Annotated in this window: 1 protein-coding gene; it reads left to right on the plus strand. The window is 43.4% G+C overall.

Annotated elements, in window-relative coordinates; translation table 11 throughout:
- Positions 1-452 precede the first annotated feature (452 nt).
- A complete protein-coding gene (locus EDI28_RS27430) occupies positions 453-593 on the plus strand; it encodes a hypothetical protein (protein WP_233353520.1) in 141 nt (46 codons plus the stop codon).
- Positions 594-1,252: the final 659 nt, after the last annotated feature.

Below are 1,252 nucleotides of genomic sequence, written 5' to 3' on the forward strand. Positions count from 1 at the left end.
CGGTCTCTCAATAGAGGAGCCAGCAATCAATCGAACTGCTATATAGAAAGCTTTAGTTGCAGCTAAAGCCTGGGTCTCACTTTACCCTGAAGTTGGTTTTATTATCCATACAAGGCAATCAAGGTGACCCGTTACACTCGGCGGTTTTTGTATGAAGTTCGGTGCGCTTTGCAGGTTTAGCGTGGGGCACCTTATTGCAGGCGTTATGCACCTAGAGCCAAGATTTTCAATGGTAGAGAATTCATCGCTCATTTCCACGATTTCTTTGGCCATTCGTTTACCGAAAGGCTGCCTGAAAGTCATATGATAAAGCAGGTTTTTTCTTTCTTTGCTGCCTTTATTTCTGGCAATTCAACATCATAATTTCAACGTTATTTTGCTGTGAAAGTGTTGGTGCATTTCCTTCCCTATTGGTTTGGTGCAACAGCCAAGCCAGTCCGTATCAGGTTGTCATGCAAGTTGGTTTGGCTCAAATTGTTGAAAGTAAATCGCAATTAGCAGAGCGTGAGTTTGCTGCTTGTATGTCGCAGATTCATCATGCATTGCAAGATTTTCGGCCAAGTATGATCGTATTAATGGATGGAGTTGCATAACAAAGGTATCAAGGTGACTCGTTTGACTCGGCATTTTTGGTTTGGAGTTTAGTGGATTTTGTGAGTTCATCGTGGCGCACCTTATCCCAGGCGTTATGCACCTAGAGCCAAGATTTTCAATGGTAGATAATCCATCGCTTGTTTCCACGATTTCTTTGGYCATTCGTTTGCCGAAAGGCTGCCTGAAARTCCGAAGGTAAGCTTGTTGTTGCCTTCTCTGCTGCCTTTGATTCTGGCAATTCAACATTATAATTTCAACGTTGCTCAGCTGTGAAAGTGTTGGCGCATTTCTTTGCCTATTGGTTTGGTGCAGCAGCCAAGCCAGTCCGTATCAGGTTGTCATGCAGGTTGGTTTGGCCCAAATCGTTGAAAGTGAATCGGAATTATCAGAGTATGAATTTGTTGCCTGTATGACGCAGATTCATCATGCATGGAAAGATTTTCGGCCAAGTATGATCGTATTAATGGATGGAGTTGCATAACAAAGGTATCAAGGTGACTTGTTTGACTCGGCATTTTTGGTTTGGAGTTTAGTGGGTTTGGTGAGTTGGTCGTGGCGCACCTTATMCCAGGCGTTATGCACCTTAGAGCCAAGTTCATCGATGGTAGAATGTTCATCGTACATTTCCACGATTTCTCAGGCTATTCGTTTAGCGAAA

It is taken from the genome of Photobacterium chitinilyticum (genome assembly GCF_004104355.1).
Classification (GTDB): Bacteria; Pseudomonadota; Gammaproteobacteria; order Enterobacterales; family Vibrionaceae; genus Photobacterium; species Photobacterium chitinilyticum.

Bases quoted from the DNA above. Each gene is read 5' to 3' on its own strand.
- EDI28_RS27430 (WP_233353520.1), top strand. From the start codon at position 453: ATGCAAGTTGGTTTGGCTCAAATTGTTGAAAGTAAATCGCAATTAGCA.